15 protein-coding genes are annotated in these 16,169 nt (G+C 70.8%); 10 read left to right on the top strand and 5 right to left on the bottom strand.

From position 1 onward, the window contains the following. Positions 1–273: 273 nt before the first annotated feature. Entirely contained in the window at positions 274–501 is a 228-nt protein-coding gene (locus QFZ82_RS15050) for a hypothetical protein (protein WP_307713669.1), read from the top strand. Between the two features lie 35 nt (positions 502–536). Here the strand turns inward: QFZ82_RS15050 and QFZ82_RS15045 are convergent, their stop codons facing one another. Next, positions 537–2,870, bottom strand: a complete 2,334-nt coding sequence (locus QFZ82_RS15045) for a helix-turn-helix domain-containing protein (protein ID WP_307713668.1) — start codon at positions 2,868–2,870, stop codon at positions 537–539. A 27-nt stretch (positions 2,871–2,897) separates the two neighbouring features. Here QFZ82_RS15045 and QFZ82_RS15040 point away from each other — a divergent pair, with 27 nt between their 5' ends. The 6 genes from QFZ82_RS15040 to QFZ82_RS15020 all read left to right on the top strand — a co-directional run bounded on the left by QFZ82_RS15040 (position 2,898) and on the right by QFZ82_RS15020 (position 8,404). Next, positions 2,898–3,188: a hypothetical protein gene (locus QFZ82_RS15040; protein WP_307713667.1), complete on the top strand. Its 291-nt coding sequence runs from the start codon at positions 2,898–2,900 to the stop codon at positions 3,186–3,188. A 146-nt stretch (positions 3,189–3,334) separates the two neighbouring features. Next, complete coding sequence (locus tag QFZ82_RS15035) at positions 3,335–4,066, top strand: DUF4253 domain-containing protein (RefSeq protein WP_307713666.1); 732 nt, start codon at positions 3,335–3,337, stop codon at positions 4,064–4,066. 688 nt (positions 4,067–4,754) lie between these two features. Continuing rightward, complete coding sequence (locus QFZ82_RS39780; protein ID WP_373429282.1) at positions 4,755–5,102, top strand: DUF6059 family protein; 348 nt, start codon at positions 4,755–4,757, stop codon at positions 5,100–5,102. Between the two features lie 8 nt (positions 5,103–5,110). Further along, on the top strand, positions 5,111–6,859 hold the full coding sequence (locus tag QFZ82_RS15030) for an acyl-CoA dehydrogenase family protein (protein WP_307713665.1): 1,749 nt from the start codon (positions 5,111–5,113) through the stop codon (positions 6,857–6,859). Continuing rightward, positions 6,859–7,737: a 4'-phosphopantetheinyl transferase superfamily protein gene (locus QFZ82_RS15025; protein ID WP_307713664.1), complete on the top strand. Its 879-nt coding sequence runs from the start codon at positions 6,859–6,861 to the stop codon at positions 7,735–7,737. The genes QFZ82_RS15030 and QFZ82_RS15025 overlap by 1 nt, the downstream gene beginning before the upstream one ends. Before the next feature lie 61 nt (positions 7,738–7,798). Further along, positions 7,799–8,404 carry a DNA-binding response regulator gene (locus QFZ82_RS15020; protein WP_307713663.1) on the top strand — a complete coding sequence of 202 codons (606 nt, stop codon included), beginning with the start codon at positions 7,799–7,801 and terminating at the stop codon, positions 8,402–8,404. Positions 8,405–8,420: 16 nt separating this feature from the next. On the opposite strand, the gene QFZ82_RS15015 is transcribed toward QFZ82_RS15020, so the two are convergent. From QFZ82_RS15015 to QFZ82_RS15000, 4 genes are all read right to left on the bottom strand, one after another. After that, positions 8,421–9,677: a sensor histidine kinase gene (locus tag QFZ82_RS15015; RefSeq protein WP_307713662.1), complete on the bottom strand. Its 1,257-nt coding sequence runs from the start codon at positions 9,675–9,677 to the stop codon at positions 8,421–8,423. Between the two features lie 200 nt (positions 9,678–9,877). Continuing rightward, positions 9,878–10,753 carry a hypothetical protein gene (locus QFZ82_RS15010; protein WP_307713661.1) on the bottom strand — a complete coding sequence of 292 codons (876 nt, stop codon included), beginning with the start codon at positions 10,751–10,753 and terminating at the stop codon, positions 9,878–9,880. Positions 10,754–10,822: 69 nt separating this feature from the next. Further along, a complete protein-coding gene (locus QFZ82_RS15005; RefSeq protein ID WP_307713660.1) occupies positions 10,823–13,114 on the bottom strand; it encodes a TOMM precursor leader peptide-binding protein in 2,292 nt (763 codons plus the stop codon). Then, positions 13,114–13,284 carry a hypothetical protein gene (locus QFZ82_RS15000; protein ID WP_307713659.1) on the bottom strand — a complete coding sequence of 57 codons (171 nt, stop codon included), beginning with the start codon at positions 13,282–13,284 and terminating at the stop codon, positions 13,114–13,116. The genes QFZ82_RS15005 and QFZ82_RS15000 overlap by 1 nt, the downstream gene beginning before the upstream one ends. A gap of 309 nt (positions 13,285–13,593) precedes the next feature. On the opposite strand from QFZ82_RS15000, the gene QFZ82_RS14995 reads away from it, so the two are divergent. From QFZ82_RS14995 to QFZ82_RS14985, 3 genes are all read left to right on the top strand, one after another. Further along, on the top strand, positions 13,594–14,412 hold the full coding sequence (locus QFZ82_RS14995) for an AfsR/SARP family transcriptional regulator (protein WP_307713658.1): 819 nt from the start codon (positions 13,594–13,596) through the stop codon (positions 14,410–14,412). A gap of 168 nt (positions 14,413–14,580) precedes the next feature. Beyond that, positions 14,581–15,354 carry a cyclase family protein gene (locus QFZ82_RS14990; RefSeq protein ID WP_307713657.1) on the top strand — a complete coding sequence of 258 codons (774 nt, stop codon included), beginning with the start codon at positions 14,581–14,583 and terminating at the stop codon, positions 15,352–15,354. Then, a complete protein-coding gene (locus QFZ82_RS14985) occupies positions 15,351–16,109 on the top strand; it encodes a thioesterase II family protein (RefSeq protein WP_307713656.1) in 759 nt (252 codons plus the stop codon). The genes QFZ82_RS14990 and QFZ82_RS14985 overlap by 4 nt, the downstream gene beginning before the upstream one ends. Positions 16,110–16,169: the final 60 nt, after the last annotated feature.

Here is a 16,169-nt window from a genome sequence, read left to right as displayed (position 1 = left end):
GGCCCCTCCGGCTCGCCCGATGAAACTGGTTGCTCGCTCGGGACATTCGGTCGGGGAGGCGGCAAGCGTGAGTAATCCGAAAACGACGATGAGTGGCCCGGTGCATTTGTCTCTGCCCCGGACTCCGCCTGATCCTGCGCCCGGCTGCGGGGTGTGCGCGGCGTTGGTCTCGCAGCGCCAGGCGGCGCGCGACAGGGGCGACCTGTCAGCAGCGACGGACGCGGACGTGGAGATCCGCAACCACCCGCACCGAACACGTGGTCGGAGGAGGCCATGAGCCGCTCTGTCCTGCGCTACGTAGAGCACCAGATTACTCAGCACCCTGGCACGGACGTGACGTTCGAGGCGGAATGCCTGGCCTACGAGTGCGGATGGTCGGCGCAGCCGTCGATGGAGGGCGCGACCGTGGACGTCGAGTGCATGAGCCACACCGGCCGGACGGGGCATGGGAGCTTCCGACGCATGTGTACATCGTTCGCGTTGGTGGTGCGGACCGAGTGAGCCATCACGGATCCCCGATGGTCGAACTGCTGTCCCTATTCCGAGATCCGCGGAGATGAGGGTGAACCGTCCGGGTCCAGCCCGTACTGCCACCTTCCGTGGCCCAACAGTGAGCGGATGTGGCCGGCGTCGGCGGCGTGTCGGTAGAGGGCGTCAAGGCCCTTCTCGTCCCCGGCCTCGTCCCGCATTCGCTCCAGGTCGCGCAGGATGTAGAAATCTCCGGCATCGGCAGCCTTCAAAGCAAGGGATTCGGCGCCTTCTCGGTCCCCGGCCTGCTCCCGCGTTCGTGCCAAGTGGGCCGGGGTGTGTCCGCCGTTGGCCTCAGCGGCCTGCCGGAAGGCAGATTCGGCGCCCTCCAAGTCGCCACCGTCAAGCCGCGATCGCCAAAGCTGCAACAGAGGGAGAATGTTCCCGGCGTCGGCGGCTTCCCGGGCGATGGCTTCGGCGCTTTCCCAGTCCCCGGCTTCATCCCGCATTTCCGCGAGGATCTCGAAGCACAAGGTATCGCCAGCGTCGGTGGCTTCCCGGGCGATGGCTTCGGCATCTTCCCGGTCTCCGGCGTGCTCCCGCATCATCATCAGGGTGGACAGGGAATTGGGGTCACCGGCAGCAGCGGCTCGCCGGTAAAGAGCCTCGGCTCCCTTCAAGTCTCCAACCCGTTCCCGCAGCCGGGCCAGACCGCGCATCGCATCTGGATCACCTGCGTCGGCGGCCTGTCGGTAAAAGGGCTCGGCACCCTCCCGATCCCCGGCCATCTCCAGCCTCTGGCCCAAGAACTTCAGGCCCCTGGGGTTCCCCGCGTCCGCAGCTCGCCAGAACAGGGATTCGGCACCCTCCGGGTCCCCGGCGCGCTCCCGCGCCCAGGCCACTTTGATCATGGCGCCGGAGTGTCCGGCTTCGGCAGCTCGGAGGCGGAGGTGGTGGGCCCATTGTGCACGGCCCATGTCCTCGGAGGCTTCAGCGAGGTTGTTGAGGTCGTCAGGGTGAGTGAGATGGGCGTGAGCCGCGTGCCAGAAGGATGCTGGTGGGCACAGTAGACGGCGGGCCGTCCTCCCGTGCTGTTCGAGATAGTCAGCGAGGCGGAGCATAGGACCCGTTGGTGGGGGCGCAGCACTTGCCGGCGTCGGATCAATCGGAGGACGACGCGCGGGTCGGGGGTTTGTCCGGCCGAGCGGGACCTGCTTGCCGTGGACGGGGCGGGCGAGGTCCGCGTAGGCGGCTTCTGCCCAGTCGTTGGTGAGTCGGTCCCAGTCGTCGTCAGTGAGATAGTCGGCGGCGGCGTCAGTGAGGAACGCTTGGGGAAGGTGGAGCCCCACCCCGAGACGGCGGGCATCCATCGCGGTTTCCAGCAGTGCCCGAACGGCCGGGGCGCCATGCTCGTAGCGACGCAGGAGTTCGGGGGCGCCAGCGAGGTCTTGGGCGACGCGGCCGTGAGTGCCAGCGCGGGAAAGAGCATCCGCTAGCAGCCGGTCACCGTTCTGGGCGAGGATCGTGGCTGTTCGGAGTGCGTCCTGGCTGAAGGTGTCGGGGACAGCCACTGTGCGGCCAGCGAGCAGCTCGCGGGCTCGGCTGTGCGGGTCTGGGCTGCCAGGTCTGGGCAGGGCGCTGTATTGGCCTTCGTATTCGGGCCAGAGGGTTCCGAGGATGAGGACCGGTCCGCGGCTGGAGTCGGTGAGGAGGGTGTGTAGGGCGGCTGCGATGCGCTCGCCTACTTGAGGGTTACCGAGGTAGTGCTGGGCTTCGTTAAGCCACACGACCGTTTGAGGCACGACACGTTCGAGGTCGGCGAGCGCCGCTTCTGCGCGGGTTGGGTCGTAGGGGTGCCAGAGCTGCCACCCCTCGTCAGCAAGCGGCTGAGCAGCCTCCCAGCAGGCCCGTGTCTTGCCTGTGGACGACGAGCCGACCAGGACCAACATCCGGCTGCGGCCTTCCATGGCCTCGCTCACCGCCTCAGCCAATACCTGGTCGTGCGCACGGCGGACGTAGCCGGACAACGCCCGCACCGAGCTGGCCGCTGCGGCGGACCCGGATGGATGAACCTCCAGGTCGTGCGGATCCCACTGTCCGATCGGCCTGCCAGGTCCCTTGCCGTGCCCGAGCACCGAACCGATCGGGTAAGCGGCAGCCCTACGTCGCAGATCCAGCAGCTCCGCTTCTGACACCCCGAGCGCTCGCGCCAGCGCCACGACTGTTTCAGCCGACGGGACAGCCCCATCCTCCCGGAACGCTTCCTGAATGGTCGTGCGACTCAGCCCTGACTGGGCAGCGAGCTGTGTCTTGGTCAGCCTTTTGCGAGCCAGTCCATCGCTGAGCTTGTCACGCAGCTTGGTCAGCGGGCTTTCCCCTCCACCGGGCTTCTCGCTAGGCATCAGGCCCCCAGTCGCATGTGTTCGCCGATGTTCATCATCGTCCGGCCAAACCACGGCGAACATCGCTTCGGCGAACTTCGGTCACATCAACATCCCACCGTGTGCAGGGAGAATGTCGTGACCCATGTCGCCGTCGTCCTACTGACCGCCGCCGTGACCGTTGTGTTCGCACTCTTGGCCGCCGCTGCCACGGGCACACTGGCCCGCCTCGATGGCGCCACATACCCGGCCGCTGTGATGCGTGCAGCCGCCGCTTTCGCCGCTGTGATCACCCTCGCCACTGCCGTTGCCGGCGTGTTCACCCAGTACCTCACCTGAACAGGAGTGAACGATCACCAACGGGTGTGCCCCCCAGATGTCAGACCCTCGAACTAGCATCCGCCTGTGAATCCTGAACTCCTCGCCTCCGTAGCTGTCCCGCTCCTGAAGGGCCGATGATTACCTCTGATGAGGGTGACGGCGACATGCAACCGCTGTGGCTGAGTGATACCCCGGCTTCCGCTGAGTTGTGGGCTCACCTGTGCGCCGAGCACAGCGCCTCGGGCCTGTGGCCTCTCCTTCTTGACGCCGAGGACCCGAACGACGGCGCATTCCGGCCCTGGGCGTCCGGCGAGCTGTCTCCCGAGCGGATGTCGTCACCCGACGAGTACGACCCGACGGTTCTCCTGGCGCAGTGGTGGAAGGTGTACACGAGTACCGACGACGACGATGACCTCCTCATGCCCGAGAAGCGTCTCGCCGTCACCGCACCGTTCGGCCAGGCCTGGCCAAGTCGCGCCCGCAGCCAAGAGCCCGTGACAGGTGCTGATGAGATGGCCGCAGAGTACGCGCGGGTCTTCGCCGATCAGCATCCTCGGTCGAGGCTTGGGCTCGTCGCCGCTGCCTGCGGTGCGGACGCACTTACCGCCGTCGGCTGGAACGGTCCCGCCAACTACGACAACGACACGGCCAAGTTCTCCGCCGTCGTACGCGACTGGGAGCGCCGCTTCGGCGCGCGCGTCGTGGCCATCGGCTTCAGCACCCTCCATCTCAGTGTCGCGGCACCCCCGATGACTACCGAGGATGCCCTCTTGGTCGCCGCCGAGCACTTCGCCTTCTGCCCGGACAACATTTGGCAGGGCTCCCGTCCCTACACCCTGGCCGCCTACGCCGAGAGCATCGTCGGCATGAATTGCTGGGACTTCTGGTGGGATTGACCTCAGCGGCGAGGCACAGGAATGGTCACCGGGCCTCCGGTCGGATGGCGGGGGAGGCGCACGCGAGGAATGGTCCACGTTCCGCTTCAACGTCTAATACGTCTGGCGAAAGGCCGTCTGACCTGCGGCGGAGTGGGTTGGGCGGCCTTTGCGGTCCGCGCAGAGTCCGCAGCGTGCTGGATGAGTCCGGCACGCGGGGGAGCGGCTACGCCGCTTCGTCGACCGCCGTCTCGTCATGGTCGCCTGGTGGAGCGGTCGTCCCAGCGGTGGGTGGTCCAGGCGCGGCGGCGTGACGGGGAAGCGCACCTGGGGCGCTGAGGTGCTCCCGTCGGGCTGCACGAAGAGGTCGCGTGCCGTGGCATCGGGCCGGTCAGGAGTTCGGCGGGGCGGGTGAAGACCGGTGCCGAGGGGGTACCGCGACGGCCACGGCCCCCGCCCGTGCGGCCGCCTCCACAACGGTGACGAGCTCGTCCCCGCGTGCGCCGATGGCGAGCACCAGCGTTCCGGGCAGCTCGGTGAGCGCCTCGCCCGGGCTCGGCGGTGATCACCTCGGCGACCGGCACACGGTCGTCCCCGGTCCACTCGGCGTCGATCCCCATGGCCTCGACGAGTCCCACCAGCGGCGCAGCGGCGACGCCGCTGTTGTCACCTTCGATCAGAGCACGCGCGCAGGGTACGTGCGGAGGCTGTGCCCCTGGCACTGGAAGGCTGCCCGGGTCGAGTGGGGGTCCAGTGGAGGGAGGGAGGGTGGCGGGGTCGTTTCGGGTTGGGGGTGAGTCGGTTGGTCGTCAAGTGCATCGGGCGACTGGTGGCGCTCGGGATCGCACGCGGCGCGAAGGGCGTGTGGCGCGGACTGGTGGTGTTCGGGGAGGCGCTGGTGGGCCCAATTCCCGGGGGCGGTGAGCCGGGGGCCGGGCCGCTGCCCGGGCATCCGGAGAGACTGCGGTCCGATGTCCCGCTGAGCGAATGGGAGCGGGAAATCGGGCGGGAATTGGCGAGGTGCTGCGATTGGCTTCCGACGAGGAATGTCTGGTGAGCGGGAGAATGACGGAAGCCGAAGCCGGCGTGCGGCGCAGGATCACGGAAGTGGAGAACGCATTCGGGGATCCGGACGACGCCGCGAACCCGGTCGGATTCGCCGCCCTGCTGGCGGCGGACGAGAGAGGCGAGCTGCCGGCCGAGGCCGAACGGCGGCTGGACGCCGTCGGGTTCGGCGCCGAGTTCGTACCCGTGGCGCTCGGCGGGCGGCTGGCACGGGCCGATGTGCTCGCCCGGGTGCTGCGCCCGGTGTTCCGCCGCGATGTGGCGCTGGGATTCGGATACGGGATCACGTCCCTGTTCGCCGCGTCGGCGGTCTGGGCCGCGGGTTCGGAAGGGCAGCGGGCGCGGCTCGCGGAACTGATGCGACGTGGCGGCCGGGCGGGGATCGTGCACCACAGTCTCGCGCACGGCAACATCATGTGGCAGGGCGAACTCGCGGCCCGCCGCGACGAGCGCGGATTCGTGCTCAGCGGCCGCAAGGACGGCGTGGTCAACGCCGAGCGGGCGGGGGCGTTCGTCGTGTACGCGAGAACGGGAGAGGGAAGGGGGCCGGCCAGTCATTCCGTGCTTCTGCTGGAGCCCGACGAGGTGGCACGCGGCGGACTGCGCGTGCTTCCACGGCAGTTGAGCACCGGGATGCGTGGCTGTCGGTTCGCCGGACTGGAGCTCCAGGACTGCCGGCTGCCGGCCGGTGCCCTGGTGGGGGAGCTGGGCGAGGGCATGCGGCTGGCGCTGCGTACCTTCCAGCTCAACCGCTCGCTGGTCTCCTCGGTGGTGCTCGGCGCCGCCGACACCGTACTGCGGGCCGCTGTACGCGCCTCGGACCAAGAGGGCGGCGCGGGTAGGCGCCAACGGGCCGTGCTGGCATCGGTGTTCGCCGACCTCCTGCTGTGCGACACGATGGCGACGGCGGTGCTGCGCTCGCTGCACCTCGTCCCGGACAGCGGCCACCTGGGGGCCGCCGCGGTGAAGTACCTCGTGCCCGATCTCGTACGGGAGGACCTGGAGGAGCTGGGCACGGTGATCGGCTCCTCGGGCTACCGCCGCGACAGCGCGCAGGGATTCCTGCAGAAGCTGCTGCGCGATCTGCCCGCCGCCGGGCTCGGGCACATGGGCACGGCGGCCTGTCAGGCGGTGCTCATACCCCAGCTCCCGCTGCTCGCACGGCGGTCGTGGGGGGTCACGCAGGACCCGCCGGACCTGCTCTTCGCGGACCGGCAGCCGCTGGCGCCGCTCGCACCGGAGTCGCTGGCGGTGGCCGGGGGCGAGGACCAACTCGTCGCGGCGCTGCTCGGCGCGGTGCGCCGGCTGCGAGACGGCGGCGATACGCACACGCGCCACGGGGACGACGCGACCCGTGCGGCCCTGGTCACCGTCGCCGAGGCGTTCGAGGCCGAACTGGCTGTGCTGCGCGGCCGGTTCCGTACGGCGCCGCCGGACAGCCGGGCGCTCGCGGCCAGTGCGCAGTGGGCCGCGCTCGCGGACCGCTACATCCTGGTGGCGGCGGCCGGGGCCGCGCTCGGCCACTGGGTACGCCTGGACGGCACGGACCCCTTCCTCGCCGACCCGGCGTGGCTGGTCCTGGCGCTCGGCAGGCTCGCCGGCCGGCTGGGCCTCAGGATCCCCGAGGCACCGCCGGACTGTGTCGAGCGCGTGTACGGCGAGGCGGTGGCCCGCTGCCGTACCGGACGTGCCTACGACCTGCACGGCCTGGCGCCGGACGGGCACGGACGGACACGGAGTGCGGCCTGATGGCAGCGCGCGGCTCGGTCACCGCGCCGATCCTCATGGAGGGCCCGGACGGCCCCTGGCTGCGGGTGCGCGAATCCGTGGCGTTCTTCGGCAACGCGGTGGTGTGCGCGAACTGGCGGCAGTGGCAGTCCGCGGTGGCCGCCGGGCCCGAACTGCGCTCGCTGCTGGGCAACCGCGACTGGCAGCGCTTCAACGCCCTGGCCGGACCCGAGGTCAGATACCGCTTCGCGGTCTCCAGGATGCTCGTACGGCATGCCGCGAGCACCGCGCTCCAGGTGCCGCCCGACGCTGTGGAACTGGCGTACAAGCCCGGCGGCAGGCCGTATCTGCGCGGCTGCGACCAGATCGACGTCAGCCTCAGCCACACCCTGGACCTGGTCGTGGTGGGCCTCAACAGGCTCGGCAGGATCGGGGTGGACACCGAGCTGGCGGGGCGCAGGCTGCGGTACTCGGAGGTGCACCGGCAGATGTGCACGGCGGCGGAGCAAAGGATGCTCGCCGGGTTGCCGGGGCCCGAGCAGGAGGCGGAGCTGCTGCGGACGTGGACGCTGAAGGAGGCGTACACCAAGGCGCTGGGGCAGGGGATGCGGATGGGATTCACCCAGTTCGGCTTCGGCCCGGGAGGGCGCGAGCTGCAGACGCCGGACGGGGAAGCGGCATCGTACGGGGAGTGGTCGTTCGGCACGTACGGAGTGGAGCTGAACGGCGGGCTCACGTCCGACGACCGGTATCTGGTGAGCATCGCGTGTCAGGACGCGGGCCACGGAGGGGGGGAGGACACCTCGGTCGGCACGATGCTGGACGAGGGCTTCCTGGGGCAGGTGGTGGATCTGCTGGGCAGGGAAGGGGTTGGGGCGAGCGACGTTGCTCCACGGTGATCGGAAGTGATCATAATGGCCGACCGTAACGCCGCGGAACTCCGCACCATGGGGGAGAAGAATGATCAGGGTTCTGATAGCCGAAGACTTGCACATGCTCCGTAGGGCCCTGGTGGCGCTCATCGAACTGGAGTCCGACATCGCGGTGGTCGCCGAACTCTCCAATGGCAGCGACATCGTGGCGCGGGCCAAGGAGGTGCGGCCGGACGTCGCCGTGCTGGACATCGACCTGCCGGGTACCGACGGGATCACCGCGGCGGACGAGCTGCACACCGCGGTCCCCGACTGCCGCACCCTCATCCTCACCAGCCTCGGCCGCCCCGGCAACCTGCGCCGCGCGGTGGCCGCGCACGCCTTCGGCTTCCTGCTCAAGGACACGGAACCGGAGCGGCTCATCGCCGCGATCCGCTCGGTGGCGGCCGGTGAGCGCGTGGTGGACCCGTCGCTGGCGCTGGCCGCGCTGGAGCCTGAGGGCACCACGCTGACCAGCCGGGAGCTGGAGGTGCTGCGACTGGCGGCGCAGGGCGAGGAGGCGCGGCAGATCGCGGCGACGCTGTTCCTGTCGCCGGGCACCGTACGCAACTACCTGACGGCCGCGGTCAACAAGCTCAACGCCCGCAACCGCGTGGACGCCATCCGCATCGCCCGTGAGGCCGGCTGGCTGTGACCCGCGGGGCACCCGGTCAGCCGCTGTGCACACCGGCGCCGGGTCGGGGATCACCGGCCTCGACGCGATCGTCGGGGCCGCCCTTTTCCAGGTCCTGATGGGGGAGTTCGACAACGGCCTGCAGCTCGAACCAGCCGTCGTAGCGGCTCCCTGCGGTGAGGGTGCCCCGGAGCGCCTCGACGCGGGTGGAGAGGTTGCGGATACCGCTGTTGCCGTTGCCCTCCTCGGACGCCATTGGCTGAAGGCGCACCGTACGCCCGTCCACGCCGTCGTTGGCCAGCCGGAAGGTGACGGTGCGGCCGCGGCGCAGCGAAGTGATCGAGCAGCGCGAGGCGTTGCTGTGCCGCAGCATGTTGGTCAGGCCCTCGCGCAGGACGGTGGCCAGTACGGTGTCCACGTCGCGCGGCAGGGGCCCGGACTCGATGCGGGCGGTGGTGGCGATGTCCAGGGCGGCGAGCATGGACTCGGCGTCGGCCACCTCCGTGGACAGGTTCATGTCGCGGTATCCGGAGGCCACCGCCCGCACGTCGGACAGCGCCTGGCGGGAGGTGTGCAGGATCTCGGTGAGCTCCTGCTGCACGCGCCCGGTCTGCCCGGGCAGCAGGCGGTAGGCCAGCTCGCACTTGAGGGTGATGGTGGACAGGCTGTAGCCGAGCAGATCGTGCAGATCGCGGGCGAAGCGCAGCCGCTCCTGGTCCACGGCCAGCCGCGCCAGGTCCGCGCGGGACCGGTGGACCTCGGCGACCATGTCGGTCAGGCGGGACAGTCCGAAGACCACCAGGCCCGTCAGGACGGTGGAGACGGTGGTGTAGGACACTTCGCGCCAGCCGAGTCCCACGAAGAACTGCAGCACGTCGGTGCCGGCCACGATCAGCACGAAGAACGGCCAGGCGAGGACATCGGGCAGCACCAGCAGCACGGAGCCGGACAGCAGCCCCGGCAGCGGCAGCCACGCCTGCTTGAAGGTGAGGAAGGGCACATAGGTCAGCAGGGCTTGCAGGAACACCAGAATCAGCCGGTGCCGGCCGAGTCCCGGTAGGAACCGGGGAAAAGAGATCTGCAGCTGGATCACGAATATCAGCAGCAGCAGCACCATGGCTTCGACGCATGCGCCAAGGGAGGGGCGGGCGCTCAATTCGTAGGTGACCGCGACGAAGCAGAAAGCGCCCAGCACCACCGTCGTGATGGTGATGGCGAGTTTCGGGGCCAGGCTCTTGACGTTGTTGACTCGAGAGGTGATGGGTGCAGTCTTCGGCAGAAAGCCGGATTCCATGATGTGCGTCGCTCCCCCGTGACATGTCCGGCGGCCGGCCGGAGGGCGGCCGCCGAGTAACTGCTGACTCGTGGTGCAGGCTATCCACGTGCAGCACCGACTCGCCATGCCGAGACATCTTCATGGTCGAAGCATGGTGAAGGATTGGCACGGTTCGGTGTTTGACATGACCCGACCCTCGGTAAGGGCGGGCGAATCGATCAGTAACTCGCCCATGCTTTGAGGAGTTTGGCGTGGGCGGCGCCGCTGAACGTGCAGGACACACGGCGGAAGCGTCGCGCGATGACGGTGATCAGCAGCTCGGGCGGGTCCGTCGGCCCGGACCCGGCCCGGGCCTGGTCGTCGACCGAGAGCGCCGGGTCGTGGTCTTTGCTGAACCCGGGCGGCGTATCGGGGCCGCCGCCGTGGCCGGGGGCGGTGAAGACGACCAGGCCGGCCGCGGCCAGGTAGGACAGGGCGGTGTCCACGACGGCGTCGGGCAGGGCGGGGACGTGCAACTCCTCGGGTACGGCCGCGTCCTGGGGCGTACTGACGAGCTTGCTCAGCAGCACGGCCGCCTCGGGGCGCATCAGCTCGGCGCGGTGGTGGGACCGCGGGGACTCCAGGTACAGCCCGCCCTGGGCACAGCGGAGCACGGTGAAACGGGACAGCCGCGCCGGCAGGTCCCCGGGCAACGGCAGCGGCGCGAACCTGGCCCGCGGGGACAGGGGCACGACCGACAGCAGCGGAAGCGAGCCGACGGCGATGGTGCGCACCACTACCTGCTGGATCTTGCGCAGCACCCCCAGCAGTTCGATCGCCTCCGCGCTGATCGCCGTACCGGGGGCGACGATCCCGCTCTCGGGGAAGTCCGCGACGACGTTGCGCAGCGAGACGGGGCCGATGAGCATCCGGCGCAGCGCTTCCCTGACCGCCGTACCCGGGGTCGCGAGCCGCAGCTCGCCCCAGCGCGTGTCGAGCACGACGGGGCCCGGCGGATCGGACGCGTCGCAGTCGAAGTCGAAGTCGAGGAAGGTGTCGTCGCGCAGGGACCACAGCTCGCTGAGCTGGGGCCCGGCAAGGTGGCCGATCAGCAAGGGTCGATTCCGCTTTCAGTTCTCGTACGACGCCCGGAGCGGGGCCGGTCGGGGCCGGGGCGGTCGGGGTCAGAGGAAGAGGGGGACGGGGTTGAGGTCCTCGTACGGCGTGGGGGCACAGAGCCTGCCCAGCCGCACGGGGACGTCGAAGAGCCGGCCGGGGGCGAAGCGGGCCCAGTGGGGGCGCAGGCCCGGCACGATCACCCGGACCACGGGCAGCCCCACGTCGGGGCGGGTCTGGTCGAGGACGAGGAGTTCCAGACCAGCCCGGGCGACGACGTCCTCGGCGGCCGCGATGTCCTCCAGCAGGTCGGACCGCGGCACGTAGGGATGGTCGGCCGGGCGTACGGCGCGCGCGGCGGGGTCGGGCAGCAGATAGGGCTGGTTGTCCGTGCGGGCGGTGCGCATCCAGCTCAGCGTCTCGGGGTCGGTGATGGCGTAACCGTTGCCGTCGGGGCGGGCGCCGAGCACCGGCGGCAGGAGCTGGTTGGTCTCGGCCAGGGCCCGGCGCAGCGCGATGCGGGGGTCGAAGTGGGCGCCGAAGCCCAGCACGATGTCCTCGGCGGGCTTGTCGGTGCGCCGGGACAGCGCGGCGAAGACAGGGATGCCGAGGTCCGGTGTGAGGTCCAAGGCCCAGATCTCACGGTGCAACGAGGCGTGCACGGTACGCAGTTCGGCAATCCAGGGGTCGGCGAAGGAGTCCAGGTCGAGGCCCGGCTGCGCTGTGCGGTTGTACCACCACAGCGCCACCGCGTCCCGCTCCACGAGTTCCAGGAACCCCTGGAGCACCGCCTCCTCCAGGCTGCCGCCGGCGGCGGTGCCATTGGAGTTGGCGTGGCAGTAGCGGCCCGCGGCCAGCTGCGCGGAGCCGTAGTAGAGCAGGGAGGTGGGCAGCAGCCGGTGGCGGCGGGAGGTGAGCGACCACACCGGCGTCCACTCGATCTCGGCGTTCTCGTCGAAGGGGTCGCCGACGTGGTGGAAATGGCTGTGCTCCGCGTTCCAGCGGTGCCGGTCGCGGTACTGGCGCGGGTCGTACAGCTGCACGCTGTCCGGGTGGACGGCCTCGTCGCCCAGCTCGCGCAGGGACGCCCGGCAGACCGGCTCGTCGCCCTGGAGGTGGCCGCAGTGCCGCTCCATCGCCTCGCCGAGCGCGCCCACCCTGGCCTGCAAGGGTGTTGTGCCCTTGCCGGAGCTGGTGCTGCGCAGCCCGGACCGCAAGGAGGTCAGGCCGCGCGTGCCGGATGCCGGGTTGTGGCCGGCGTGGAAGGAGTTGAGGAAGGCGGGGCCGCGCGGGTCCCGGCGGATCTCCTTGATCAGCCCGGTGAGCGGGTCGACCAGGTGCCTGTACCGCTCCAGCATCTGTTGGGCTGTCAGTGCCCGGTGGCCGCCCCCGCCGACGTCCTGCTTGGGCCGCGGGGCGAGGGTGACGGGGGAGTGGACCTGACGGTGCATCAGTTCGGGGTCGCCGCAGGCGGGGCACTGCGGGCGGCGCTGTACGGGGTGGCGTTCGCCGGCGAGCTCCAGGCCGTCCAGCGTCCACAGCTGCCGCTGGCCCGCATGGCGGTGGCCGCCCAGCCACTTGACTGCCTCCAGGACCGCCAGGTGCAGCCCGGCCAGCCGACTGGCGGACAGCGCGCAGGAGGGCCGCGGCAGCGGCCCCGAGCGGTGCAGCATGCGCTGCACGTGTGCCTCGACCCAGCGGCCCCGCCATAGCCGGTCAGCCAGGCAGGACCAGCAGGGCCCGTCGGCGGCGCCGAAGAACGGGCCGATCCAGGTCTGCGTGCCGCCGGACTTCACCGGCAGCCAACGCCGGCCCGCCGCCCGGTGTTCGGCGTCGAGGGCCTTGAGAGCGGGGTCCAGGTAGTCCTCGCAGTGCACGAGCGTGAGGTCCGCATCGCCGGACTGGGCGGCGGGCGCGGTGCGCAGGCCCGCGGCCTCGGCCGCGCGCCGCAGCTCGCCGGCGTCGGCGCGGCCCACGGCCGTGACGTGCACGGTCGAGGTCCGCAGCCGGTCCGCCGCAGCGGCCCCTGCCAGGCCCGCGGCCTCCCAGTACACGTGCTCGGGGGCCGCCTCGGGGGCCGGGCAGGCGGGGCGCTCGGCCAGCAGGCCGGCCCGGGTGAGCCGGGCCACCAGCCTGTCGGCCTGTTCGGTGGGCATGGTGCCCGCGGCCTCCCGCAGGACCGAGTCCCGGCGGCGGGTGCCGTCCAGCAGCGGGGCCAGCTGCGCGACCTGTTCGCCGCGCAGGGCGGTCACGCGCTGGTCCGAGATCAGATACACGGCCTCACCCGGGACCGCCTCGACCCGCAGATGCGGCTTGAAGCCCAGGTAGGTCCCGGTGGCGGAAGGCGCGGGCGCGGTCATCAGGCCACACGGTGGGCGAGCGGGCCGACCTGCCCGGCGGGGGCTGAGGACGGCGCGTCCGCCCAGCACACGAAGGCGTCGGTGGGCGGCTCCCAGTGTGAGCCGTGGAGGAGGTCCTCGATCACCAGGTCGTCGCAGTCGTCCGTCGCGCACAGGGTCTGCAGAGCCATCTTCTTCTCCTCAAAGGCGGTGAGCGGTCAACGGTCAACCGATGCTGCTCGCGGGCCGGTTGGGTCCGTGAGCTGCGGTGACAGGAAGAAGTCTGCTGGCGCCGCACGGCCCTGGGCCAGTGCCGGCCTCATGCGCCGGGGGTGAAAAGTTCATGGGTGCCATCTGCACCATGCGTGCCCTGTTCGGGACTGCGGCACTGGGAACCGGCCGCGCCCCGCGAAATGCTCAAGCGGTCATGAAGTCCGGCTGGAACCGGCCGTCCACGACGTCGGCGGAGTCACCCGCGGACCGCATCTCGGAGGATCTCTTTGGACATCAAACTTCTGGGCCCGCTGAGCGCAGAGCTGAACTCGGTCTCCATCGCCCCCAACGCCGGCAAGCCCCGCCAGCTCCTGTCCCTGCTGGCGATGAACGCGAATCAGGTGCTGCCCGTACCGACGCTGATGGAGGAGATCTGGGGCACCGAGATGCCCCGTAGTGCGCTCACCACACTGCAGACCTACATCCTCCAGCTGCGCAGGCTGCTCACCGCGGCGCTGGGCCCCGAGGCGCCGGCCGGCGCCAAGGACGTCCTGGTGACCCGGCACGGAGGCTATCTGCTCCGGGTTCCGCAGGGCTCGGTGGACGTGCACGAGTACGAACGACTTGTCGCCGCGGGCCGTCAGGCGTTCGACAACGGCGAGGACGAGGCCGCCTCGGCCGCGTACGACGAGGCGCTGTCGATGTGGCACGGCCCCGCGCTGGTCGACGTGCGCATCGGCCCGATCCTGGAGATCGAGCTGGCGCGGCTGGAGGAGAGCCGGCTCGGCGCGCTGGAGCGGCGCATCGAGTCCGACCTGCGGCTGGGCCGGCACAGCCAACTGCTGGCCGAGCTGACCACGCTCATCGGCCGGCACCCGCTGCACGAGAACCTGCACGCGCAGTGCATGACCGCCCTCTACCGCTCGGGCCGCCGCTGGCGGGCGCTGGAGGTCTACCAGGGGCTGCGGGGGCGCCTGGTGGAGGAGCTCGGTCTGGAGCCCTCGGCGCACGTACGGAGCCTGCACCAGGCGATCCTTGCTGCCGATCCGTCCCTGGACGCGCCGGGCACCGGGTGCCGGCCCCTGGGCGACCTGCACGCCGCCTGACCCGGTGCAGCCCCGAGGCCCCGGTCCCCGCTCCCCGTGCGCCCGTGCGCCGGGGACGGGGCCGCGGCCGGGCCTCGATCCGTACTCCAGCTACGGCTCCCACAGTGCTCGCAAGGCGTTCCGCCGTATCCCGCGGCCGGAACTCGACGCACCGGACGTGGGGGCAACTTGCGCATCATCGACCTGTCGCAGCCGATCGACGCCTCCGGCTGGGAGCCGGACCCGATCACGCACGAGATCATGACGCCCGCCGAGGGCGCCCGCCATATGAGCGAGGAGATGCACAAGCACTTCGGCCTGGAATTCGACCCGGCCGAGCTGCCCGGCGGCGAGCTGCTCTCCTTGGACACGCTCACGCTCACCAGTCACACCGGCACGCACGTGGACGCGCCTTCGCACTACGGATCGGCCGGCGAGTACGGCGTACCGCGGCACATCGACCAGATGCCGCTGGACTGGTTCCTGTGCCCCGCGGTCGTGCTGGACCTGACCGACGCCGGCATCGGCGTGATCGGCGTGGACCGGATCCAGGCGGAGCTCGACCGGATCGGATACCGGCCGCGCCCTCTGGACATCGTGCTGCTGCATACCGGCGCCGCCCGGCACGCCGGAACCCCGCGCTACTTCACCGACTTCGCCGGGCTGGACGGACCGGCCGTCGACTACCTCCTCGACCTCGGTGTGCGCGTCATCGGCACCGATGCCTGGAGCCTTGACGCGCCCTTCACCGACATGATCGAGCGGTACCGGAAGACCGGCGACAGGTCGGTGCTGTGGCCCGCGCACTTCGCAGGTCGCCGCCGCGAGTACTGCCAGATCGAGCGGCTGACCCAACTCGGTTCGCTTGAACAGCCGTTCGGCTTCAAGGTCGCCTGCTTCCCGGTGAAGATCGCGGGCGCCGGAGCCGGCTGGACGCGGGCCGTGGCCCTGGTGGAGGAATGAGCGGGGACGCGCGCCCGCGCCTGTTCTGCTTCCACCACGCGGGTGCCGGAGTCAGCTCCTTCGCGCGCTGGCAGCGGGTGTTCGGCGAGAGCCGTGAGGTGGTGCCCGTCCTGCTGCCCGGCCGCGACGCCCGCGCCGCGGAGCCCAGGATCACCGGACCCGACCGGCTGACCGCGGAACTGCTGGACACCCTCGGACGGTTGCTGGACCGCCCGTACGCGCTGTACGGGCACAGCCTGGGCGGACTCGTCGCCCACACCCTCGCCCGCGCCGTTGCCCGGCTCGGCCTGCGGGAGCCCGACCTCGTGGTGCTGGGCGCCGTACTTCCCCCGCACCTGCCCTCCCCGCTGCTGCCCGCCACGGCTGCGCCCGACCACGAGCTGCTGTGTCGGCTGGTGGCCCAGGGCCAGCTGCCCCGTGAGGCACTCGAGGAGGACGAGGACGGCATCTGGCACCGCAGGGCGTTGCCGGTGATCCGCGACGACCTGAGGCTGGCCGCCGCCCTGCGCACGGCCGCGGGTGAGCCGCTGCACGTGCCGGTGCTCGCCGTCGCGGGCCGCGAGGACGCCATCGCGCCCGCGCACAAGGCAGAGCAGTGGCGTGCGCACACCACCGCCGGGTTCGCGCTGCGCACGGTCGCGGGCGGCCACTTCTTCGTACGCGACGCGGAGCTGCCCAGACTGCTGAGCGAGGAGCTGCACGCGTCGGCGTACGCGTCCCCAGCGGTCGTCCGCCCGAAGTCGAGCACCTTTTGAGGGCCGTGGCGCACCGTCGAAAGCACCTTCGGGATCACGAACACCTTCGGGAACCCCAAG

The organism is Streptomyces sp. V4I23 (genome assembly GCF_030817975.1).
In the GTDB taxonomy this organism is placed as follows: Bacteria; Actinomycetota; Actinomycetes; order Streptomycetales; family Streptomycetaceae; genus Streptomyces.
Note: the sequence above shows the minus strand (reverse complement) of the source record. Positions and strands in the feature narration are given on the sequence as shown.